21 protein-coding genes, 1 tRNA gene and 2 pseudogenes are annotated in these 22039 nt (G+C 67.1%); 16 read left to right on the forward strand and 8 right to left on the reverse strand.

Features of this window, described 5'->3' with window-relative positions:
* Positions 1 to 23: 23 nt before the first annotated feature.
* The gene (locus C2R22_RS01440) at positions 24 to 320 is read left to right on the forward strand and encodes a DUF7536 family protein (protein WP_103423992.1); all 297 of its coding nucleotides are present in this window, start codon (positions 24 to 26) and stop codon (positions 318 to 320) included.
* Between the two features lie 16 nt (positions 321 to 336).
* On the opposite strand, the gene C2R22_RS01445 is transcribed toward C2R22_RS01440, so the two are convergent.
* The 3 genes from C2R22_RS01445 to C2R22_RS01455 form a co-directional block, all read right to left on the reverse strand.
* Positions 337 to 663, reverse strand: coding sequence for a DUF7344 domain-containing protein (locus tag C2R22_RS01445; protein ID WP_103423993.1), 327 nt, complete (start codon positions 661 to 663; stop codon positions 337 to 339).
* Positions 664 to 737: 74 nt separating this feature from the next.
* Entirely contained in the window at positions 738 to 1400 is a 663-nt protein-coding gene (locus C2R22_RS01450) for a helix-turn-helix domain-containing protein (protein ID WP_103423994.1), read from the reverse strand.
* A gap of 79 nt (positions 1401 to 1479) precedes the next feature.
* On the reverse strand, positions 1480 to 2706 hold the full coding sequence (locus C2R22_RS01455; RefSeq protein ID WP_103423995.1) for a potassium channel family protein: 1227 nt from the start codon (positions 2704 to 2706) through the stop codon (positions 1480 to 1482).
* A gap of 162 nt (positions 2707 to 2868) precedes the next feature.
* Here C2R22_RS01455 and citZ point away from each other — a divergent pair, with 162 nt between their 5' ends.
* The 4 genes from citZ to ilvA all read left to right on the forward strand — a co-directional run bounded on the left by citZ (position 2869) and on the right by ilvA (position 6240).
* On the forward strand, positions 2869 to 4014 hold the full coding sequence (gene citZ, locus C2R22_RS01460) for a citrate synthase (protein WP_103423996.1): 1146 nt from the start codon (positions 2869 to 2871) through the stop codon (positions 4012 to 4014).
* Positions 4015 to 4110: 96 nt separating this feature from the next.
* Positions 4111 to 4284, forward strand: a complete 174-nt coding sequence (locus C2R22_RS24750) for an FmdB family zinc ribbon protein (RefSeq protein WP_162562329.1) — start codon at positions 4111 to 4113, stop codon at positions 4282 to 4284.
* 42 nt (positions 4285 to 4326) lie between these two features.
* Positions 4327 to 4716 carry a gamma-glutamylcyclotransferase family protein gene (locus tag C2R22_RS01465; protein WP_103423997.1) on the forward strand — a complete coding sequence of 130 codons (390 nt, stop codon included), beginning with the start codon at positions 4327 to 4329 and terminating at the stop codon, positions 4714 to 4716.
* A 312-nt stretch (positions 4717 to 5028) separates the two neighbouring features.
* Positions 5029 to 6240 (forward strand): threonine ammonia-lyase, encoded by a 1212-nt coding sequence (ilvA, locus tag C2R22_RS01470; RefSeq protein ID WP_103423998.1) that lies wholly within the window; start codon positions 5029 to 5031, stop codon positions 6238 to 6240.
* Positions 6241 to 6265: 25 nt separating this feature from the next.
* Here the strand turns inward: ilvA and C2R22_RS01475 are convergent, their stop codons facing one another.
* A complete protein-coding gene (locus tag C2R22_RS01475) occupies positions 6266 to 7120 on the reverse strand; it encodes an SDR family NAD(P)-dependent oxidoreductase (RefSeq protein ID WP_103423999.1) in 855 nt (284 codons plus the stop codon).
* 109 nt (positions 7121 to 7229) lie between these two features.
* On the opposite strand from C2R22_RS01475, the gene C2R22_RS01480 reads away from it, so the two are divergent.
* The 5 genes from C2R22_RS01480 (at position 7230) to tuf (ending at position 10328) form a co-directional block, all read left to right on the forward strand.
* Entirely contained in the window at positions 7230 to 7631 is a 402-nt protein-coding gene (locus C2R22_RS01480; RefSeq protein WP_103424000.1) for a Rid family detoxifying hydrolase, read from the forward strand.
* Positions 7628 to 7831, forward strand: coding sequence for a hypothetical protein (locus C2R22_RS01485; RefSeq protein WP_103424001.1), 204 nt, complete (start codon positions 7628 to 7630; stop codon positions 7829 to 7831). The genes C2R22_RS01480 and C2R22_RS01485 overlap by 4 nt, the downstream gene beginning before the upstream one ends.
* Before the next feature lie 27 nt (positions 7832 to 7858).
* A tRNA-Ser gene (locus C2R22_RS01490) sits at positions 7859 to 7939 on the forward strand.
* Positions 7940 to 8336: 397 nt separating this feature from the next.
* Complete coding sequence (locus C2R22_RS01495) at positions 8337 to 8927, forward strand: GNAT family N-acetyltransferase (RefSeq protein ID WP_103424002.1); 591 nt, start codon at positions 8337 to 8339, stop codon at positions 8925 to 8927.
* 135 nt (positions 8928 to 9062) lie between these two features.
* Positions 9063 to 10328, forward strand: coding sequence for a translation elongation factor EF-1 subunit alpha (gene tuf / locus C2R22_RS01500; protein WP_103424003.1), 1266 nt, complete (start codon positions 9063 to 9065; stop codon positions 10326 to 10328).
* A 31-nt stretch (positions 10329 to 10359) separates the two neighbouring features.
* Here tuf and C2R22_RS01505 read toward each other — a convergent pair.
* Positions 10360 to 11717 (reverse strand): annotated as a pseudogene (locus C2R22_RS01505) (PQQ-dependent sugar dehydrogenase).
* A gap of 92 nt (positions 11718 to 11809) precedes the next feature.
* Here C2R22_RS01505 and C2R22_RS01510 point away from each other — a divergent pair.
* The 6 genes and pseudogenes from C2R22_RS01510 (at position 11810) to C2R22_RS01530 (ending at position 16936) form a co-directional block, all read left to right on the forward strand.
* A complete protein-coding gene (locus C2R22_RS01510) occupies positions 11810 to 12007 on the forward strand; it encodes a hypothetical protein (RefSeq protein WP_103424004.1) in 198 nt (65 codons plus the stop codon).
* 175 nt (positions 12008 to 12182) lie between these two features.
* On the forward strand, positions 12183 to 12353 hold the full coding sequence (locus C2R22_RS25530) for a hypothetical protein (protein ID WP_173862763.1): 171 nt from the start codon (positions 12183 to 12185) through the stop codon (positions 12351 to 12353).
* 80 nt (positions 12354 to 12433) lie between these two features.
* Positions 12434 to 12829 carry a DUF7383 domain-containing protein gene (locus tag C2R22_RS01515; RefSeq protein WP_103424005.1) on the forward strand — a complete coding sequence of 132 codons (396 nt, stop codon included), beginning with the start codon at positions 12434 to 12436 and terminating at the stop codon, positions 12827 to 12829.
* A gap of 210 nt (positions 12830 to 13039) precedes the next feature.
* On the forward strand, positions 13040 to 14674 hold the full coding sequence (thsB, locus tag C2R22_RS01520) for a thermosome subunit beta (RefSeq protein WP_103424006.1): 1635 nt from the start codon (positions 13040 to 13042) through the stop codon (positions 14672 to 14674).
* 398 nt (positions 14675 to 15072) lie between these two features.
* The gene (locus tag C2R22_RS01525) at positions 15073 to 15753 is read left to right on the forward strand and encodes an RAD55 family ATPase (RefSeq protein WP_103424007.1); all 681 of its coding nucleotides are present in this window, start codon (positions 15073 to 15075) and stop codon (positions 15751 to 15753) included.
* Between the two features lie 149 nt (positions 15754 to 15902).
* A pseudogene (locus C2R22_RS01530) lies at positions 15903 to 16936 on the forward strand (ornithine cyclodeaminase family protein).
* A gap of 26 nt (positions 16937 to 16962) precedes the next feature.
* Here the strand turns inward: C2R22_RS01530 and C2R22_RS01535 are convergent.
* The 3 genes from C2R22_RS01535 to leuS form a co-directional block, all read right to left on the reverse strand.
* Positions 16963 to 18513, reverse strand: a complete 1551-nt coding sequence (locus C2R22_RS01535; protein WP_103424008.1) for a hypothetical protein — start codon at positions 18511 to 18513, stop codon at positions 16963 to 16965.
* A 180-nt stretch (positions 18514 to 18693) separates the two neighbouring features.
* On the reverse strand, positions 18694 to 18933 hold the full coding sequence (locus C2R22_RS01540; protein ID WP_103424009.1) for a DUF7535 family protein: 240 nt from the start codon (positions 18931 to 18933) through the stop codon (positions 18694 to 18696).
* Positions 18934 to 18988: 55 nt separating this feature from the next.
* On the reverse strand, positions 18989 to 21898 hold the full coding sequence (leuS, locus tag C2R22_RS01545; protein ID WP_103424010.1) for a leucine--tRNA ligase: 2910 nt from the start codon (positions 21896 to 21898) through the stop codon (positions 18989 to 18991).
* Positions 21899 to 22039: the final 141 nt, after the last annotated feature.

Consider the following 22039-nt stretch of genomic DNA (forward strand, 5'->3'; position numbering starts at 1 on the left):
CGCCTGCGTCCTCCTCCCTAAGCGTGACAGACGAGGTCCCTGGTCGCCCCTCCTCGGGCGGCCTCGTCCAGGCGCTGAACGTCCCGCGGAACGCGAAGCTGGGCGTGCTCTCCGGTGTCGTGCTGGCCGTCGCCGTTTACCTGTTTCGCGTCCTCGAACTGTTCGGTCCGTTCGCCGGTACGCGACAGTACCCGATCCTCGGTGCCGAAGGGTGGTTCCTCCTCCTCGCGTTCGTCCTCGCGTCGTCGACGGCACTGCTCGTGACGGCGCTTCTCACCGTCGTCTCCGCGTACCGACTCTCGCGAGAACTCTCGCGCTGACGCCCCCGGCGGCTTCTCAGTTCTCCACGAGGTCGCCGAACGGCTCCATCCCGGTCACGCTGTCGACAGCCACCCGCGCCCGTGACGTCAACTCGATCACTTCCGTCTCCTCGTCCCACTCCACGGCCCCCGCCGATTCGAGTTTCGGGAGGTGGACGTGGTGGAGTCGGACGGCCGTCATCGTCCGTTCCTCCTCTCCCGTGAGTACGCTGACGACGTCGTCGAACGTCGCCGCCCCGTCACTGTCGATGAGGTGCCGCACGACCTCGCGCCGCTGTGGGGAGGTGACCAGTTCGCCGACGAGTCGGTCGTCGGCCGCTCCTCTCCCGCTGGTTCGCGCCATACCTCCCTCTCTCCCCTCGTCCGCAAGGTGATTCGGCTTGTTCTTTCAGGCCGTCTATGTACCGGTACGGATACCTATCGGCCAACTGACCTGAACGTGCCGTCTGAGAGCGACTGCATCACCTTCTGTGTGCCCCGGCGCAGACGCTCGGAGACGGCCTGCTGGGAGACGTGGAGGTCCTCGGCGAGGTCCGAGAGCGTCGCCCGACGCGGCACCTCGAAGTACCCCTTCTCCAGGGCGAGTTCGATCGCCTCGCGTTGCTCGGACGTGAGGCCGAAGGGGTCGTCGTCGAGTTCGTCGGCGGTGAGGTTGTGGACGCGGCGGACGTTGAGGCGAATATCGTGTATCTGACAGTATTCGCTGAACGCCGACAGCGACTCGTGGTCGTTGAACCGGATGCGAAAGAGCCAGTTGTCCTGGCCGTGCGCCTCGAGAATAGTCGCGTTCGTCTCGACCATCCCGTAGATGAGGCTCTCGACGGTCTCGTCCCAGCCGATACGGTAGAGCGAGCGGTCGCCGATGGTGTCGAGGTGGACCAGTTCGCGCACCTCGTCGGTCGCCCTGACGGCCTCCTCGAACGCGGCGCGGTCGCCCCCGCTCACCCAGACGTACGGCATGACCTGTTTCGACGCCGGGACGACCCGCTCGATTTCGATGTCCATCCCCCCACCTGCGCGGAGCACCCGTCCCAGAAGGAACTGGTCGGCCTCGATAGTGAACTCCGCGACAATGCTCATACGGTCTCACACGAAGAGCGCGCGGATAAGCGTGTGTGCTGCGGAATCCGAAGGGTGACAGCTCGCTGTCGCTACCCGGTCACTCCCCCGCGTCGGGCTGGTCGCCGGCGAGTTCTCCGAGTCGGGTCGTCCCCGCCCGGGTCCCCTTCGCGACGATGACGTCTCCGGCCCGAAGTTCGGTGGTCGGCCCCGGCTGGACGACCCAGTCGCTTCCCTCTCCGCCGCGGCGGACGGCGATGATGCGCATCCCGGTCTCGGTCTGGACCATCTGGTCGCCGATGGTCGTCCCCGCGAGGTCGCTCCCGGGGGTGACCGTCAGGCGGACGATGACCTCGTCGGACTCCTTGACCGCGGCCGCGACGACCGGGTGGGCGGCGAGTCCGTGCAGGACCCCCTCGCTGATTTCGAGGGCGGCGTCGGAGATGACCTCCGTGGAGACGGCGAGATGCATCAGGCCGCGGAGCGCGATGGGGTCTTCGACACGAGCGGCCGCCCGGAGCGTCCACGCCTCGAACCGCGACTTGAGCGCGTCCACCTCCGCTTCGAGTTCGGCGACTTCCTCGGCGACGCCCTCGCTGTCGAAGAGGACGGCACCGTACGCCAGGTCGACGGCGAGTTCGCTCATGTTCTTCATCAACACGATGGAGTCGACGGCCCGTTCGAGGTCGTCGATCGGTGCCTCCGGCGGTTCGATGGGCTCGTACGGGTTCCCGCTGGCGCGTTCGTACACCTCGGCGAGTCCGGTCTCCGGACCGCGCAAGAGGAGGATGTCGCCCGACCGGAGCACGCTCTCGTGGTCCGGGTTCGTGATCCACCGCCGCTTCCCGGTGGCCTGCTCGCGCCGGATGGCGATCACTCGCACGCCGGTCTCGGTCTCCAGGTTGAGGTCGCCCAGCGAGTGACCGTGGTACGGCGAGTCGACGGCGACGGGCACCCGGACGAGAATCTCGGTCGCCTCCGGGAGCGCCGAGCGGATCGCATCGGGGAGCCCCATGTCCTCGATGACGACCTTGGCGATGTCGCCCGCCGCGTTCGATATCTTCTCCGCCGCGCCGACCACACCCAGCACCGGCGCGAGTTCCTCGGCGTCCTCGGGGCTGCGGGCGGCCATCAGCAGGCTCATCCGCGCCTGCAACTGGAGGATGTCCATCCGTTCCTCCAAGGCGAGCACCTCGCGAGCGATCTCGTCGCTGCCGAGGAGGACCGCGGAGTACGAGAGGTCGATGAGCAGTTCGGCGGTGTCTTTCATCTCCGCGAGCACCGCCTTCACGCTGACCGGTTCGTACGCCACGTCCTCCGGATACATGCCCTCGCATACCCCCCGGGGACCCAAAAGGGTTGTCTGCCCGGTTCAGCCCGTGCTGTCCGCCGAAATCCTCCGAGCACCATCCGACTCCGGCGGTCACGGTTCCGGCGGATGGCGCACCGAACGATAACGCTTTTTTGAGCGGGTCAGAAATCACGTCGTATGTCAGACGACCTGAAACGGGGGCTGGAGGGCGTCCTTGTCGCGGAGTCGGAGCTCAGTTTTATCGACGGTGACGCCGGACAGCTCATCTATCGTGGGTACGACATCGCCGACCTCGCGGACGGCGCGTCCTACGAGGAGGTCGTCTACCTCCTCTGGTACGGACACCTCCCGAACCGCGACGAACTGGAGGAGTTCTCGTCGGCGATGGCCTCCGAACGAGCACTCGACGCGAACGTCCACCGGACCATCGAGGCGCTCGCCGACGCGGACGAGAACCCGATGGCCGCGCTCCGGACGGTCGTCTCGCAACTCTCCGCGAACGACGCCGAGGCGACGTTCGACGCCGAGTCGGTGACCGACCGCGAGGCCAACATCCGGAAGGGGCGGCGCATCACCGCGAAGATTCCCACGGCGCTGGCGGCGTTCGCGCGCCTGCGGAACGGAAACGACCCCGTCGCTCCCCGGGAGGACCTCTCGCACGCGGCGAACTTCCTCTACATGCTCAACGACGAGGAACCCGACGACGTGCTCGCCGACGTGTTCGACCAGGCGCTCGTCCTCCACGCCGACCACGGCCTCAACGCCTCGACATTCTCGGCGATGGTCACGGCGTCGACTCTCGCGGACCTCCACTCGGCGGTCACCTCGGCGATTGGAACGCTCGCCGGGTCGCTCCACGGCGGCGCCAACCAGAACGTGATGCGGATGCTTCAGGAGGTCGACGAGAGCGGGATGGACCCCACCGAGTGGGTGAAACAGGCGCTCGACGAGGGCAAGCGCGTCGCCGGCTTCGGCCACCGCGTCTACAACGTCAAGGACCCGCGGGCGAACATCCTCGGCGAGCAGTCGGAGGCGCTCGCGGAGGCCGCCGGCGACATGAAGTGGTACGACTACTCCGTCGCCGTCGAGGAGTACATGCTGGAGGAGAAGGGCCTCGCGCCCAACGTCGACTTCTACTCCGCGTCGACGTACTACCAGATGGGAATCCCCATCGACATCTACACCCCCATCTTCGCGATGTCGCGCGTCGGCGGCTGGATCGCCCACGTCCTCGAACAGTACGAGGACAACCGGCTCATCCGCCCGCGCGCCCGCTACGTCGGCCCGCGCGACCAGACGTTCGTCCCGCTCGGCGAGCGGTAACGCTCGTTCCCCTTCTGGTAGATACCGGATTCTGACCGGTCTCTGAACGGTTTATCGTGTACGCGTTCGAACGGTACAGCCGAGGTGTGTTGACAGATGTCACTGTTACAGCGCCTCACGGCGATGCTGGACCGCGGGGAGTCCAGGGAGTACGAGTACCAGTGTCTGACCTGCACCGACCACTTCGTGACCGACGAGGCACACATGGCTCGGGTCGCCTGTCCCGATTGTGGGTCGTCCGACGTCCGGAGCGTCGCCGGTGAGCACTGACCCCGCTGTGGCATTTTTACGGTTTCGTCGCGTCCTCCCGTCATGGACGTCTTCGTCTACGGCACCCTGACGAACCCCGAACGCGTCGCGAGCGTGGTCGACTCGTACGCGTTCGTCGGGCCGGCGCACCTCCGCGGCCTCCACCTCGTCGAGGGGCGGTACCCGACGCTCGCCCCGGGCGGAGAGGCGGCGGGGCGACTCCTCCGCACGGATACGATCGACCGCATCGACGACTACGAGGGCGTCGACGACGGCCTGTACGTCCGCGTCTCGGTTCCGCGGACCGACGGGGGAGACGCGGCCGTCTACGTCGGTGACCCCGCCCGACTCGACGCCGACGCCGACTGGCCCGGTGACGGTCCCTTCGCCGCCCGCGTCCAGGCGTTCCTCGACCGCAGCGAGGTGGTCGTCGAACCGGTCGTCGACCGCTGACCGCGCTTCTCCCCTTCTCTCCTTCACCCTGCCTCTCCCGGACGACATCCGTCTGACGCGCCGGTCGAGGTCGTCGCCGTCGCACAGTTTCACTTTCACCGTGCTCGGCGGACGTTTATGTCTGTCCCCGTGTTACGTCCACTTGCGCGTCACACGCGTATGCATTCCCCCAAAGACGCGGACGACGCGACCGACGCGGCTGCGAACGCACCGGTTCTTTGTCCCCGCACTCGACGCCGCTGAGCGCACGCTGTCGCCGTCGCGTCGGCGGCTACACCCAACGGTTATCGCCTCCCCCCGGTAACTCCGCCCATGCTCTCGCTGGACGACGTGCTCGAAGCCCAGCCCCGCGTCGAGGCGGTCGCACGGCGCACGCCGATGCAGGACTCACACACCTTCTCGCAGATGACGGGCGCGGAGGTCCACCTGAAACTGGAGAACTTCCAGCGGACGGGGTCGTTCAAGATTCGCGGCGCGACGAACCGCATCGCGACGCTCTCCGAGGTGGAGCGGGAGGCGGGCGTGGTCACCGCGAGCGCGGGCAACCACGCACAGGGCGTGGCGCTGGCGGCGACCCGCGCGGGCGTCGACTCGACCATCGTCATGCCGGAGTTCGCGCCCATCTCGAAGGTCAACGCCACCAGGCGCTACGGCGGTCGGGTCGTCCTCCACGGCGTCGACTACAGCGAGGCCCAGGAGAAGGCTCACGAGATCGAACGGGAGGAGAATCGGACCTACGTCCACGCGTTCGACGACCCGGCGGTGATGGCGGGGCAGGGGACCATCGGCCTCGAAATCCTCGACCAGTGTCCCGAGGTCGAGACGGTCGTCGTCGGCATCGGCGGCGGCGGCCTCATCTCGGGCATCGCGACGGCGATAAAAGCGAAGTCGCCCGACACGCGGGTCGTCGGCGTCCAGGCGGAGGGCGCGTCGAGCCTCGCCGACTCCCTGCAGAAGGGTGAGATCGTCGAACTCGACGCGGTCGACACCATCGCCGACGGCATCGCCACCCGCCGCGTCGGCGAGCAGACGTTCGAGGTCATCCGCGAGCGGGTCGACGAGGTCGTGACCGTCTCCGACGAGGAGATCGCGATGGCCGTCACCCACCTGCTCGAACGCTCGAAGACGCTCGTCGAGGGGGCGGGCGGCGTCCCGCTCGCGGCCCTCCTCGCCGAGGCGTTCGACTACGACGAGGGGGAGGTCATCGTGCCCGCGCTCTGTGGCGGCAACATCGACCTCAACGTCCTCACGACGGTCCTGATGCGCGGTCTCGTCGAGACGGGCCGCTACCTGCGCATCAGAACGGTACTGAAGGACCGTCCCGGCGCGCTGTTGCACCTCACCGAAATCCTCGTCGACCACCGGACGAACATCCACGCCATCCACCACGACCGCACCTCGAAGGACGTCGCGATGAACGCCGCCGAGGTGGAGATCGACCTCGAAACGCGAGGTGGGCCACACGTCGATGACCTCCTCGCGGACCTCCGCGACCACGGCTACGAGGTCGAAGTCCTCGTCTGACTCCCTTCGGAGACCTGTGGGCGTCTCACTCGTACGTGTAGAGGTGACCGCCGTCCCACGTGAGGTCGCCCCCGTCGAGGTGGCGGGCGTAGCCCGAGATGCCGAGGACGAAGAGGTTCGCCACGTCGACGGGTTCCATCATCTCTTTGACCCGCGCCTGCCCGAGCATGACGTCTTCGACGACCTCGCGCTCGGAGATACCGCGTTCCGCCGCCGTATCGGGAATCTGGTTCGTCACCAGCGGCGTCTTGACGTAGCCGGTCGACACGGTGAACGCGCGGAGCGTCCCCTCGCCTTCGGCCGCCGTCGCCTGCGTGAGGCCGCGGAGGCCGAACTTCACCGTGTGGTACGCGACCTTGTCCTGCGTGGCGATGTGGCCGTGGAGTGAGCACATGTTACCGATGGCACCGATTCCGTCGGACGCCTCGCGGATGTGCGGCAGGGCGTGCTTCGTGATGAGAAACGGCGCGCGGAGCATCACGTCCAGCATGAAGTCGAACTTCTCGGTCGGGAACGACTCGATGGGCGAGATGTGCTGGACCCCCGCGATGTTCGCCACGTACCGCAACTGTCCGAGGTCGGCCGCGGCCTCGACGATGGCGGCCACCTCGTCGTCGTTCGTCAGGTCGGCGACGACGGTCTCGACCTCGCCCGAGACGTCGAGGTCGGCGGCTCTGTCGACCGTCTCTTCGAGCCCCTCCTCGTCCACGTCGGTCGCCGCGACGGTGAGACCGTTGCACGCCAGCGCGACGGCCGTCGCCCGTCCGATTCCCGACGCCGCACCCGTCACGATGGCGACGTTCTCCGTGGTGAAGTGGTCGTCGTCGAGTTCCATCACTCGATCACGACTCAGCTCCGCGGGCGTGATGTCGTCGGACATACTCGGTCCGACCCGCGCCGGAAACTTGAGTGTACCCCGCCGCACACGTCTCCGGCCCGCCCTCGCCCGTCGGACAGACCTTTTTGTCGGTGCCGAGCGAGGTCACCGTATGAAACGGACCATCTCCACCGACGAGGCACCCGCCGCGGTCGGCGCGTACAGCCAGGGCACGACGACCGGCGACCTGGTCTTCACCGCCGGACAGATCCCGCTCACCCCGGAGGGCGAACTCCTCGCCGACGCGTCGGTCGCCGACCAGACGGCACGGGCGCTGGAGAACGTGATGGGCGTTCTCGCCGTCGAAGGCGCTGGCCCCGCGGACGTGCTCAAGGTCACCGTGTTCCTCGCCGACATCGACGACTTCGACGAGATGAACGAGACCTACGCGACGTTCTTCGACGACGAACCGCCGGCGCGAAGCGCCGTCCAGGTCGGCGCCCTCCCGAAGGGAGTCGCCGTCGAAATCGAGGCTATCGCCGCCGTCCCCGAGTCGGCGCCGGACGCGGAGTGACACCCCGCACGAAGTCGAGCCTCCTCTGGGGGCTCGTCGGCGCGCTCGCCTTTCTCGTACTCGCCCAGGGGTACGACCTCATCGTCGGCTTGGACGTCGGATTCGCCGCGCGCTTCGGCGTCGCCGCCGTCGTCGGTGTGGCCGCTGCGGGCCTCACACACCGCCTCAGCCCCCGATTCGGGGCGAAAGGAAGGACTTAAACGTCGCACCGGGATAGGTTGGAACGAGCCGGGATGGCCGAGTGGTAAGGCGCACGCCTGGAAAGCGTGTTCCCTCTGGGATCCAGGGTTCAAATCCCTGTCCCGGCGCTTTTGTAACCGTCACCTGTCGAGCGCCGCGTTTCATCGCGGCGCGACCACGGTGACGGGATCGAAGCGAGACAGAAGGGATTTGAATCAGAGAGTGAGAGGCGAGCGAACGAAGTGAGCGAGCGGGAACGACCGCGGTTCAAATCCCTGTCCCGGCGTGATTCTACAGCGACCACGTGACGAGCACCGCGGAGCGTGTGCTCGTCACCTGCGAGCGGTTGTTCACCCGCCAAAGGGATTTGAAGCACGGAACGAGCGAGCGTAGCGAGCGAAGTTCAGGCGGTTCAAATCCCTGTCCCGGCGCTTCTGTGAATCTCAGTCCCTGAACGAGGGCGTCTCGTCGCCGAGCACGGGAGTGGTCCGTCGTGATTAACAGGCATCCGGGAGAATCGAGGCCATGAACGTCGAGCCGCAGACCCTCGAAGCGGAGTACGTACGGCTGGAACCGCTGTCGCGCGAGGAACACCTCCGAGAGCTACAGGAGGCGGCAGCGTCGTCGATCTTCGAGTGGTTCGCCGACGACTACTCGACACCCGAGGCGATGGAGGGGTTCGTCGAGGCGGCGCTGGACGCACAGGAGGAGGGGGAGTCGCTTCCGTTCGCGACGGTTCACCGAGAGACCGGCGAGGCGATCGGCTCGACCCGGTTCTGTACGATTCGCCCGGACAATCGAAGCGTCGAGATCGGCTGGACGTGGCTGACACCGGACCACCAGCGGACGCCGGCGAACACCGAAGCGAAGTACCTCATGCTCCGGCACGCGTTCGAGGAGTGGTCGTGTGCTCGCGTCGAGTTCGAGACGGCCGCCGGAAACGATCGGTCGCGGGCGGCGCTCGTACGGATCGGTGCCACGCTGGAGGGCGTCCTCCGCAAGCACATGCTCGTGCAGGGAGAACCGACCGACAGCGCGTACTTCAGTGTCATCGACGAGGAGTGGCCGGTGGTGAAACAGTCGCTGGAGGACGCGCTCGACCGGTCGATGCCGTGACTCTTTCCGCGCGTGCCGTCCGTCACCGCCTCCAGCACTCTTTCGTCGACCTGTCAACGCATCTATCACACAACCGTTTTGCCCGTCGGCCACCTACCCCTACGCTCCTACGGCACACCGCCGGGGGGAGTCATCATGGCAGACAAACCACACCAGAACTTAGCGATCATCGGCCACGTCGACCACGGAAAGAGCACGCTCGTCGGTCGCCTCCTGTTCGAGACCGGTTCCGTTCCCGAGCACGTCATCGAGCAGTACCGCGAGGAGGCCGAGGAGAAGGGCAAGGGCGGCTTCGAGTTCGCCTACGTGATGGACAACCTCGCCGAGGAACGGGAGCGAGGTGTCACCATCGACATCGCCCACCAGCGGTTCGACACGGACAAGTACTACTTCACCATCGTGGACACGCCCGGCCACCGCGACTTCGTGAAGAACATGATCACGGGGGCGAGTCAGGCCGACCACGCCGTGCTCGTCGTCGCCGCCGACGACGGCGTCGCGCCCCAGACCAGAGAGCACGTCTTCCTCTCGAAGACCTTGGGCATCGAGACGCTCATCGTCGCCGTCAACAAGATGGACACCGTCGACTACTCCGAGGAGACGTACAAGGAGGTCAAAGCGGAGGTCCAGAAACTCCTCAAACAGGTCCGGTTCGACTCGGACGACGCGCGCTTCATCCCCATCTCGGCGTTCGAGGGCGACAACGTCGCCGAACACTCCGAGAACACGCCGTGGTACGACGGGCCCACTATCCTGGAGGCGCTGAACGACCTCCCGGAGATGTCGCCGCCCACCGACGCGCCGCTCCGCATCCCCATTCAGGACGTCTACACCATCTCGGGCATCGGGACGGTTCCCGTCGGACGGATCGAGACCGGCGTCCTGAAACCCGGAATGAACGTGGTGTTCATGCCCTCCGACGTGGGAGGAGAGGTGAAGACGGTCGAGATGCACCACGAGGAGGTCGACGAGGCCGGCCCCGGCGACAACGTCGGGTTCAACGTCCGCGGCGTCGGCAAGGACGACATCCGCCGCGGCGACGTCTGCGGCGAGGCGTCGAACCCGCCGAAAGTGGCGGAGACGTTCAAGGCTCAGATCGTCGTCATGCAGCACCCCTCGGTCATCACCGTCGGCTACACGCCGGTCCTGCACGCCCACACGGCGCAGGTCGCGTGCACGTTCGAGTCCATCGACCAGAAACTCGACCCGAAAACCGGGGAGGTCGCCGAGGAGAACCCCGACTTCATCAAGGCGGGCGACGCCGCCGTCGTGACGCTCCGTCCGCAGAAGCCCCTCAGCATCGAGCCGTCCGGTGAGATCCCCGAACTCGGCAGCTTCGCCGTCCGCGACATGGGTCAGACCATCGCCGCCGGCAAGGTGCTCGAAGTCAACGAGCGCTGAGCCGTCCCGGCCACGCGGGTGCGCTGCCGTCTCACTCCGCCGGGACGAGACGATGAAGCGCCCCGCCCTCGGAGCCGGTGCCGACGACGTACAGTTCGCCGTCGGCGTCCCGCCCGAACGACCGTAGCTGTTGCAGTTTATCGGCGCCATCGCCCGCGAGGTCGACCGTCGTCGTCGGCCAGAGGCCGTCACCGTCGGACCGGGTCGCGGCGAACAGTCGCCCCTGTACCTGGAAGTCGCCGAAGACGTACACGCCGTCGGCATCCGGAAACATCGAGCCGCGGTAGACCTCCCCACCGATGACGGAGATACCGCTCACCGGTGCACCGCCGTGTGGATACTCGACGATGGGTGAGACGAGGCGCTCGCCGTCGTCCGTCGCAGTGGGACACTCGCTGGCCCGATAGCAGTGCGTCCCCTCTCTGACGTTCCAGCCGTAGTTGCCCCCTCTCTCGACCAGACTCACCTCCTCGTAGGCGTTCTGTCCGACGTCGCCGACGAACAACTCCTCGCCGTCGAACGACATGCGCCAGGGGTTGCGAAAGCCCCACGCGTACTGTTCGTCCAGCCCCGCCCGACCGACGAGCGGGTTGTCGTCCGGAACCGCGTAGGGAGCGTCCCCGTCCACGTCGAGGCGAAGGATGGAGCCGAGGAGGTTCTCGGTGACGTCCTGCCCGTTGCCCCCGCCGACCGCGCCGTACCAGTCGTCGACGTGGCCGCGGCCCTGGTCGCCGCCGGCCCCCCGTCCCCGACCGCGACGTAGAGGGAGCCGTCGGGACCGAACGCGAGGTCGCCGGCGTTGTGGTTGCTCTGTGGCTGCGGTATCTCCAACACGGTTCGCTCGGAGCCGACGTCGACCCGGCCGTTCTCGTCCATCCGGAACTCGCTGAGGACGAACGTGTGGCTGAAGTTCGACGGCGTCCCCGAGCGCGACGGCGCGCTGTATCGGACGAACAGTCGCCGGTTCTCGGCGAACGCCGGGTGGAGCGCGATGCCGAGCAGTCCCTTCTCGCCGCCGGCCTCGATGCGGTCGCGGATGTCGAGTGCGGGTCGGTCGCGGGGGCCGTCGTCGTCGTGGACGAGTATCCGGCCGGCCTGGTCGGCGACGAACCGCGTTCCGTCGGGCGCGAACGCCACGTCGAGCGGGGCCCCCAGACCGGTCGCGAGCGTCCGGAGGGCGACCGCATCGGGCACGCTCGCGGCGCTCGACGCTCCCCCGGTCGTCGACGTCGTGTCCGTCTCGGTGGCCTCGGCCCTGTTCGTCCCGGTACTCGCGGTTTCATCGTTTTCTGCCGGCGGCGCCGACGACTGCGAGCAGCCGGCGAGGGCGGCGACGCTGCCGACGGCGGCCGCCCGGAGGAACTGTCGACGGTCGGTGACGAGGTCCATACCGAGTTGGACGGCCCTGGGCACAAAACGTGCGCGCCCGTCTTCGACCTGATGTCATAGCTTATGTGCCCGCCCCGCTTGCCTCCGGGTACATGTCCACGAACTACGACGACTGGAGCCACGAGGAACTGGTCGAGCGGGTCGAAGAACTCGAGGAGACGCGGGCGGCGCTTCTGGCCGCGCTCGATATCGTGACCGACCCCGACCGCGACACCGACGCCGTCCGCAGACAACTCGCCGAGGAGTTCGACCGCGTCGGCGAGAGCGCCGAAGCCCCGCGCGGCTGGTGAGCTCGCGGCTCCGAACGCCGCTTCGATGTGCTCTCCGGTTCGGGACGTTCGCCCGACGATATCGCCGTTCGGGGCACGGATGTCGCACTCTGCGGCCGTACGCGTGACGCTCGTTACTCGCTTCGCCCGACTGACGAAATCTTAATACCAGTTGCTCGCGTTGGTGTGGCTGACAATGCCTGACACGAAGAGTGGCCGCGAGAAGAAGGGCCGGAACAAGCTGAGCCAGCTGGACGAGCGGCTGAACGAACGCGAACTCCGGACACTCGACCACGACGACGAACCGCCGCGGTGGGACGGCATCGACGGCGAGTTCATCGCGGAGGAGGTCCCCGACAACGACTGATTCCCGCTCCCGCTGCCGTCACACTCGCGTTTTCGACCGATGTCGCCGTGTTTATGCACCACCCACGAGTAGCCGTTGGTGTGTCACACCGCGCGAACTACGCGACGCTGTACCTGGGCGTCCAACTCGCCCCGGAGCGTCGGGTGCTCGACCTCGACTGGGCGACTAACGTCGGCGACACCACCGACGTCTACGAGTTCGAGGTCCCGACCGACGACGCACAGGACGCGTACGTGGGGCTGCAGGCGTTCGACGTCGGTGAGTACGGTCACGAGATCGAGGTGAACGGCGAGCCGCTGTCGGGGTTCGACATCCCGCCGAACGACGGCTGGCAGTACTGGGTGGACACGCTGACGGATGTAACCCTCCGCGAGGGGACGAACACCCTGCGCATCCGCCGGGACCCCGACTCGCGCGACGCGTTCGCCGTCGGGACCGTCACCGTCCACTGGAAGGAGCCCGACGGCAGTATATAAAAGCTCGTTCGATACTCTCAGCGGTTCACCGATTCGTATGCGATTCGTTGCCACGACCGAGGCGGAAAAACGCACGCAGCCGGTGCGTTGTCTCCAACGCTCGTCGTCGTCGCCGCGGGAGCGGCCTCGGTTCGCTCTCGAAGCTTTTATATAGAATCACAAACAATCCGCTGGTGTACTATGAGTCAGCGCATGCAGCAGGGACAGCCGATGATCATTCTCGGTGACGACTCCCAGCGCGTCAAGGACCGCGACGCGCAGGCGTACAACATCCGCGCGGCTCGCGCCGTGGCCGACGCCGTACGGTCGACACTCGGCCCGAAAGGGATGGACAAGATGCTCGTCGACTCGATGGGCGACGTCACCATCACGAACGACGGCGTCACCATCCTCAAGGAGATGGACATCGACAACCCGACGGCCGAGATGATCGTCGAGGTCGCCGAGACCCAGGAGGACGAGGCCGGCGACGGGACGACGACGGCCGTGGCCATCGCGGGCGAACTCCTGAAGAACGCCGAGGACCTCCTCGAACAGGACATCCACCCGACGGCGATCATCAAGGGCTTCCACCTCGCGAGCGAGCACGCCCGAGCGGAGATCGACGACATCGCCGAGCGCGTCGACCCCGAGGACGAAGAACTCCTGAAGAAGGTCGCCGAGACGTCGATGACCGGCAAGGGTGCCGAACTCAACAAGGAGCTCCTCGCCGAACTCATCGTCGGCGCCGTCCAGCAGGTCACGGTCGAGGCCGACGACGGCTCCTACGTGGTCGACCTCGAGAACGTCAACATCGAGACGCAGACCGGCCGCTCCGCCGGCGAGAGCGAACTCCTCACGGGCGCGGTCATCGACAAGGACCCCGTCCACGAGGACATGCCCCTCGAGTTCGACGACGCCAACGTGCTGCTCATCAACGAGGCCATCGAGATCGAGGAGGCCGACGTCGACACGCAGGTCAACATCGACTCCCCCGACCAGCTTCAGAAGTTCCTCGACCGCGAGGAGTCTCAGCTGAAGGAGAAGGTCGACCAGATCGAGGCCACGGGCGCGAACGTCGTCTTCTGTCAGAAGGGCATCGACGACATGGCCCAGCACTACCTCGCGAAGAAGGGCATCCTGGCCGTTCGCCGCGTGAAGAAGTCGGACATCAAGTTCCTCAAGAACGTCCTCGGCGGCTCCATCGTCTCGGACCTCGACTCGGCCACCGAGGCCGACCTCGGGCACGGCTCCGTCCGCCGCGACGACGAGGACGAACTGTTCTACGTCGAGGGCCCCGACGCCCACGGCGTCACGCTGCTGCTGCGCGGCTCCACCGACCACGTGGTCGACGAACTCGAACGCGGCATCAACGACGCGCTCGACGTCGTCACCTCCACCGTCACCGACGGTCGCGTGGTGGCTGGCGGCGGTGCCATCGAGGTCGAACTCGCCTCGCGCCTCCGCGACTACGCCGACTCCGTCGAGGGCCGCGAGCAGCTCGCCGTCGAGGCGTTCGCGGACGCGCTCGAACTCGTCCCGCGCGTGCTGGCCGAGAACGCCGGCCTCGACGCCATCGACACGCTCGTCGACCTCCGCGCCGCCCACGAGGAGGGTCAGGTCCGCGCCGGCCTGAACGTCTTCAGCGGCGACGTCGTCGACACGTTCGACGCGGGCGTCGTCGAACCGGCCCACTCGAAGGAGCAGGCGCTCTCCTCGGCCACCGAGGCCGCGAACCTCGTCCTCAAAATCGACGACATCATCGCTGCCGGCGACCTCTCCACCGACAAGGGTGACGACGAGGAAGGCGGTGCCGGCGGCATGGGCGGCATGGGCGGAATGGGTGGCATGGGCGGCGCTATGTAAAATCGGTCCCTGACCGATTTTCATAGGTCGTCAGGCTCCGCCTGACGCAAGCGATGTAAGCGAGGCGAAAAAACACGAGCCACGCGAGGTGGCAAACCGCCTCGTCGCGAACGACGACCCGCGAGGGCAGTCTGAGACTGCTTTCATAGGCCGTCAGACGCGGTCTGACGCAGCCGACTCCCGCTCTCACCCCCGAACCGTTCCCCGACCACCGACTCACTCGTTCTTTGCGCAGTTCCGGCGTGGGCCGCTGCTCGCTCTCGTCCCGACGGCTGGAACCCCGTCAGTGGAATTTATATGCGCACCTGTCGAGCATCTGGTATGCGGTCGGTCGCATCGCTCGCGGGCACTCGCACGGTAGTCACATCACCACGTCGCTCGTCGGAGGCTGGTGTCGGGTGACAACCTCTCCGGCGGACGACACGTACGCGGTCGGCGACGCCGTCCCCGACCCGGCGCTCGACTCGCTCCCGGCCGGGACGAACCTCCTCCTCGTCGGCGACGGCGCGAGCGGCGCGTCCGACCTCCTCTATCGGATTCTCGCCCAGGCACCACGGGTGAGCGAACGGGTCATCATCGTGACGACCGAGGGCGACGCCGGGACGGTCACCAGACGGTACCGGACGAAACTCGCGGACCCGGACTCGCTCGAACACCTGTTCGTGGTCGACGCCTCGCTGTCCGGACTCGCGCGGGACACGGGCCCGCTCTCGCCCACCCGGGTCGAGGCGGCCTCGTCACCGGCCGACATCACGGGTATCGGCATCGGGGTCACGAACCACCTGCGCTCCATCGGGACCGACCGCATCCGCCTCGGAACGGTTTCGCTCTCGCCCATCCTGGAGAAACTCGGTGCCGAGCGCACGTTCGCGTTCTTCCACGTCCTGACGGGCCGTGTCCGACGAGCGGGACATCTGGGACTGTTCGTCGTCGACCCCTCCCGCCACGAGGCGACACACGTCGACGTCCTGCAGTCGCTCACCGACGGAGCCTTCCGGTTTCGGCAGACCGAGGACGGACGCACGTTCCGCGGGGAAGGCACCGTCGACGCCGTCTCCGACTGGACGCCGCTCGACTGACCGGCGACTGGTCGGGCGGCTTGCCTCCGATATCGAAACCAGCCTGGAGAAATCGAAATAGATTGAATACAGTTCGAATACGTGGGTGGTTCTTGCAGGATAATTCTGATTTAGCATGAGTTAAGTAGTTCTCGTGTGAACGCCGGCGTATGCACACCCTTCTCCTCGACAGCGACGACGTCGACCACAACACCCAGTATCCGGAACTCATCGTCGCTATCGAAGAGGCGTTCGCGGCCTACGAGCGCGGCCACGCGCAGATGCCCGCGAAGTCCTACATCGACCTCCCGCAGTACAACGGCGATTTCCGGTCGATGCCGGCGTATCTCGACGTTCGCGGCGGTGAACTCTCCGCGAGTCAGAGCGAACCGGGCGAGTCCCGCGCTGCCGGCGACTGGGACGCGGCGGGCATCAAGTGGGTGAACGTCCACACCGACAACAACGCGGCGTACGACTTACCGACCGTTCTCGGGACGATGATCTACTCCGACCCGCGCAACGCCTACCCCCTCGCCATCATGGACGGCCGCGAACTCACGATGAAGCGGACGGGCGCGGCGGCGGCCGTCGCCACCGACCACCTCTCTCTCCCCGACGCCTCCTCGCTCGGCATCGTCGGCGCGGGGGTCCAGGCGTACACCCAACTGGAGGCCATCTCCACCGTCCGCGACATCGACACGGTGGTCATCTCGGACCTCGACGACGAGCGCGTCCGACGGTTCGTCGAGACGTTCGACGGGCGGTTCGACGTTCGCGGGGGAGCGTCGAGGAGGCGGCCGCCTGCGACGTCCTCTCGACGGTGACGCCCGTCGAGTCGCCCATCGTGAGCGACGTCGGCGACCACACCCACGTCAACGCGATGGGTGCCGACGCCGCCGGCAAGCACGAACTCGCGGACGAGGTCCTCCTCGACGCGAAACTCGTCATCGACGACCACGAACAGTGTACCCACTCGGGCGAGATCAACGTGCCCTACGGCCGGGGTGTGCTCACCGACGACGACATCTACGGCGAAATCGGCGAAATCGTCGTCGGGGCGAAGGAGGGACGCACCGACGCGGACGGCGCTACCGTCTTCGACTCGACGGGGCTCGCCATTCAGGACGTCGCCGCGGCACACGTCGTCTACGAACACGCGACCGAGAACGACAACGGCACGGCGTTCGACTTCTTCAACCTCTGATTCGCCTGCGTCGGACCCGACTGCCCTCAGCCTTCGACTCCCGCGCGCAGACAGGTTCCACAGGCGTCGATCCGCTCTCGCTCGACGCTCGACTCCCCGGCGCTCGACTCGTTCGCTTCGACCCGGTCGCCCGCCTCCCGTGCGTCGGCGACGGCCACCGGGTCGGGGGTGACCACCGCGTCCGTCGTGACAGACGGTGCCGGTCGGAGTTCGAGCGCCGCGAGGAGGTCGCCGACGTCGGCCGCGGAGAACACCCGCGTCCGTTCGTCGAGGCGCGTCAGCGTCTCGCTGTCGAACCCGAGCGCCGACGCCGACGACTCGGTGACGCGAGCGATGACCTGACGGGCGTACGCGTTCCCCGGTGAGGGTTCCGAGGGCGTCCGAGCGTACTTCGATTCGACGAGCGAGAAGAAGTCCGCGACGGACCGCGGCGCGTCCGGAGTTGCGTTCGTCCCCGGTTGTCGGTGCGGTGCGGCGTACAGGCCCACGTCGGGGAACGACCGCCCGCCGGAGTTCAGCGCGACGAGAAGCATCGTGTTGGCCCGTCGCGCCTTCGCCGTTCCGGTCCGAGCGACCGCCGGGTCGGCGAGGACGTGTTCGGCCCAGACGAGCGTTTCGAGGTACGTTGCGATGATCTCCTCGTCGAGACCGACCGCGAGGTCCTGGTGGAACCCCTCGTGTGCGAACAGCGGCGCGAGGACGACGAACGGTTCGCCGTCGAGGACGGGGTCGACGAGAACCGTCGGGTTCCCCTCCTCGACCAGGACCTCCATACACCCGCCCGAGATGGTCGGTCGCCGCTGGACGGCGTACGGCCGGCCGAACTGGTTCTCGCCGTCGATGATGACCCTGTCGACGCCGCGTGCGACCGTCCCCGCGTTCGCGAGCACGCCCGCCAGCGCCTCCGCGTCGAACTCCCCCTCACCGTCTTCGAACCGGCTCCGGACGTCCGGGTCGTCGAACCGTGCGAGCGCCCGGTCGCGCTCCTCGGCCGTGAGTCGCCCCCGGTCGACGAACTGTCCGAGGTGCGCCGCGAGTCGTTCGCGGACCCGATCCGGGTCGTCGTCGCCGTCCGCGTGCGGGCTGCCGTCGGGATACACTGCGGGGGAGAAGTAGTCGGGGTTCGTCGGTTCGTACGCCTTGAACCACTGCGTGGCCCGCTCGGGTGGGAGGAGGTCGCCGTCCGGCGTGTACGCGAACGCACCGCGCGGGCGACCGTCGACGACGAGCCCCGCCTCGTCGAACACGACCACCGTCCCCCGACTGACCGGTCCGTCGACGACCAGCCGAACCCCCGTCGGCGTGGCCGTCGCCTCCAGGACGTCGAGCAGTCTCGGTCTCGTTCGAGCCGACCGTGGGTCGACGATGTACGTCCAGACGCGGACTCGTTCGGCGTCGACGACGTCGACGTCGGCCGAGAGGTCGACGGCCAGTACCGACTGTGGCTGTGGCACACCGTCGTCGACCACCTGCTGTACGACCGTTCCCCGCTGTGCGTCGACGGTGGAGACCGCACCGCCGACGGCGACACCTCCGGTGAGTACGCCGATTCCTCGGAGGACGTCGCGCCGTCGCATACCTCAGACCACGTCCTCCCACCCGTTGAACGGTGACGCTGCTATGTTCGGGTCGGACTATCGCTCGTGAAATTAGCCCCCGGACCGCGTCTCACTCCCCGGCCCTCTCCGATGTCGGTCTGGCTCACGCCCCGCACGCATCCGACGACGGACGGAGTCGCCGACGCCCGCGCGTCGTCGTCACTCGCGCCCGCGTAGGCCCGCCAGCGCGTCGATGCCCCGCGCCAGCAGCCAGACGATGACGAGGAACGGCAACAGCGGGACGAACAACACGAGCATGCCGAGGAACACGGCCCACCCGATGGAGTCCATCTCGGCGTTCGGGTGTGACTGGTACCGGGGCGAGACGCTCCGGTAGGCTCGCTTCAGTACGCCTGCGTCGTCGGTCGGCTGGATGTCGGTGTCCGAATCAGCACTCATGTCAACCCCTAGGTGTGCGGAAGAAATAACGGTTCTTCCGATTCCGACGGGGCCGTCACTCGATGTGGACGGCCGGGCGGAACGGGACCGCACCGCTCGCGCGGTCGGCGGGGTCGATGATGTCGTCGTCGTTCTCGCGGTAGAGTTCGACCTCGGCGTCGAACTCGCGTTCGAGGAAGTCGACCGCCCCCTCGTAGACGGCGTACTCGTCGAGGTCGGTCATCGCCCCCAGCGTCTCGTCGTCGAGGCCGCGGACCTGCTCGGTGAGTTCCCCGACGAGGTCGTTCACCTCGTTCCCGCGCTCGCGGAGTTCCGGGTCCTGCATGACCTGCCCCATCACCGCACCGACGTCGTCGCCCACCTCGCTCACCGTCTCGAACACGTCGTGCTTCCACTGGGCGGCGACGTACACCCTGATGACCGAGGGGTCCGTGCCGGTCACGTCGACGATGTCGTTCACGTCGTCGGCGAGCCGTTCGATCTGTCGCTCTTCGAGTTCGACGGCCTCGCGTTCGAGGTCGGCCGACACGACGGGCCACGGGGCGTCCTCGGCGGGCGTCCCCGTCAACTGCTCGTGGAGTTCGTTCGCGAGGAACGGGACGAACGGTGCCAGCAGTCGCAGGCGGGTTTCGAGGACGTGCCGGAGCGTCCACTGGGCGCTCTCCCTGCTTCGGTCGGCGCGCCGACGGTACCATCTGAGGTGTTCCTCGAAGTTGTAGAAGGCGGCCTGCGACGCCGAGCGCGTCTCGGCGTTGTCCATCGCCTCCGTGACCGCTCGAATCGTCTCCTGGAGCTTCGAGAGGAGCCAGTAGTCCACTCTCTCCAGGTCGTCGGGGACCGTCGCGGGGCTCCCCCCGTCGTCACCGAACGTCGACCCCTCGGCCCCCTCGTCGATGAGTTGTGTGGCGCGGTTCCAGAACCTGTCTAGTTGGTTTCGGACGCTCTCGACCTGCTCGGCGCGCCAGTCGTAGTCCTGCCACGGCTCCGCCGAGTTCAGGAGGAAAAAGCGGACGGTGTCGGCGCCGTACTCGTCGATGGCCGCGCCGGGGAGCACGACGTGCCCCTTCGAGGAGGACATCTTCTCGCCCTCCAAGAGGCCCATCCCCATGATGACGATGCCCTGCGGCCAGTTCTCCCGGTCGAACAGCTCCGCGTGGTGGAACAGATAGAAGGTGAGGTGGTTCGAGATGAGGTCGTTCGCCGAGAAGCGGTAGTCGACGGGGTACCAGTACTCCCATTCCTCGCGCAGTTCGAGCGCCCGTTCGTCGGGGTCGTCGACGGCGTCGGGGCCATAAAAGAGCGCGTCGAAGAACGCGCGGTCGAGCTCTTCCGGGGGAATCTCCTGAATGCGGTGCGCCAGCGTGTAGTACGCCATGTAGATGGTCGAGTCCGACAGCGGCTCGATGACGAAGTCGCGGTCCCACGGGAGGCGGGTCCCCAGCCCGTAGTTTCGGATGCAGGGCCACTCGTTCAGCCAGTCGATGGTGTGGGTGTACTCCCCACGGGTGTTCTCGGGGATGCACTCCATGTTCTCGACGACTTCCTTCGCCTTCCGCTTCCACGCCTCGTCGTTGTACCGCAGGAACCACGTGTCCTGCTTGGCGACGGCGACCTCCCCGCCGCAGCGACAGATGACCTCCTCGGAGAACTCCTGCATCGACCCGAACGCGCCCGCATCGCGGTAGTGCTCGCGGAACCGTCCCCGCACGTCCTCGACCACCTCGCCCGCGAACTCGTCGTACATCGGGAGCAGCGTCCCCGCGTGGAACTCGCGGTTGTACAGTTCCTTCGTCGCGTCTTCGAGGGCGGGGTCGTCGGACGACTCGATGCCGTGCTCCTCGACGGCGTCCTTCGCGGGAATCTCGCCGTAGCCCTCGATTTCGAGGATGGGTACCGGTTCGATGGCGTCGACCCGCGCGGGGTCGATACCGTACCGCTCCAGTCGCTCGTGGTCCGCCTTCGCCTCTTGGAGGGCGACGTAGTCGTCGGGCGAGTGCGCCGGGACGGACATCACGACGCCGGTGGCGTTGTCGGCGTCGACGAACCCGGCGGGAAGCACCAGAACGGCGTCGCCCGTGATGGGGTTCTCGACCTCTTCGCCGACGAGCCGTTCGCCGGTGAACTCCGCTTCGACGACGACTTCGTGGTCCTGCAGACGGAGCTTCTCGGCCGCCTTCGCGGAGACGAGCCACGTCTCGCCGTCCACGTCGGCGAGCACGTAGTCGGCGTCGGGGTCGATGTAGGCGTTCGTCACGCCCTTCACCGTCTCGGGCCGGAGTGTCGCCATCGGGACGACGATTTTCTCGCCCTCCTCGCCGTCCGCTTCCCACCCGAACCGGACCAGCGTGTACTCTTGGAACTCCGCCTCCTCGCCTTCGAGGAGGTCGTGGGTCGTGACCGGCTGCTGCTCGTTCGTGCAGTACTTGACGGGGTGGAGGCCCTTCTCCAGCAGGCCTCTCTCCTTGAGTGTCTCGTACTGCCACGTGATGAACTGCGAGTAGTGGTCGTCGTTGGTGGTGAACTCCCGGCGCCAGTCCACGGAGAGTCCCAACTGGCGCATCCCCTGCTTGTAGTGGTTCTCGATGAAGTATCTCGCATACCCCATCGGCGTCTCTAGCTCCTGCAGGGTGTCCTCGGGCACGTTGTACGTGTCGCGGAGGACCGAGAGTTGCTTCTCCTCGCCCTTCTTCAGGCGCTCGACGGCCCCGATGATGGGCGTCCCCGTGACGTGCCAGGCGATGGGGAAGAGGACGGTGTCGCCTTGCTGCCGCCGGTACCGGGCGTAGACGTCCGGCACGGTGTACGTCCGGGCGTGCCCGATGTGCATCCCGCCGCTGGGATACGGGTACGGCACGGTCAGGAAGGTCACGTCCTCGTCTTCCCCGTCGGGGTCGGGCTCGTATCGCCCCGTCTCGGCCCAGCGCTCCCGCCAGCGCTCCTCGAGTTCCTGCGGGTCGTAATCCATACCGGTTCGTCCGTCTCCGCGGCCTAAAACTACTGCTATAACTACCGCTGTACCGTCCGTCTCCTGACCGCTCCCGCGGTCGAACCCAGTTCGGACTCGGACCGGCTTCGAGGGTCGACTCGAATTCGATCCGCCGCGCCC

It is taken from the genome of Salinigranum rubrum, from assembly GCF_002906575.1.
Taxonomy (GTDB): Archaea; Halobacteriota; Halobacteria; order Halobacteriales; family Haloferacaceae; genus Salinigranum; species Salinigranum rubrum.